Genomic DNA, 516 nt, shown 5'->3' with positions numbered 1-516 from the left:
ACCTGCGAAGAGCGATTCGGCCAGTGTGCCGGACAGAAATGTGCGGAGATCCTTGTCATTGGCGATCGTGCACCAGCGGAACAGCTCCTCGATGTCGGGAGTGCCGAGTTCGTGCAGCTTGCGCGCGGCCTCGCGCAGCAGCAGCCGGCCGAAGCTGTTCCACTCTTCCGCGTTGGCGTCTTTGCCCAGGGGCACGACCGACATAGCCAGGCGTTGCCAATCGTAGTCCGCCCGCACTTCGTTGAAGAATGACCAGCCTTCGGTGCGTTGGTCGTAGGGATTCAGGATGACGTCATCCTTGCGACCAAACTTGCTGTAGAGGTCGCCGTTCGGATCCACGATGATGGCGCGGTCGCCACGTTTGAGCAGCGAGAAGAGCAAGCCACGTAGGAGCACGGACTTGCCGCTGCCGGTGGCTCCGTTGAGCAGCAGGTGCAGGGTTTCGATCTTGGTCGGCATGGGCACGCCGGCAATGTCAACCTGCAGTTGGCCATTCTCTCGGGATTGCGCTTTGAG

Annotated in this window: 1 protein-coding gene; it reads right to left on the bottom strand. The window is 61.2% G+C overall.

Annotated features, from left to right (window positions below; genetic code table 11):
- On the bottom strand, positions 1-486 hold a 486-nt coding region (locus tag KDH83_RS31385), incomplete at its 3' end, for a type IV secretion system DNA-binding domain-containing protein (protein ID WP_283093867.1).
- Positions 487-516 lie beyond the last annotated feature (30 nt).

Origin of the sequence: Achromobacter sp. Marseille-Q0513 (genome assembly GCF_018195695.1) — a bacterium.
Taxonomy (GTDB): Bacteria; Pseudomonadota; Gammaproteobacteria; order Burkholderiales; family Burkholderiaceae_B; genus Achromobacter.
This window is presented reverse-complemented; position numbering and strand designations above follow the sequence as displayed.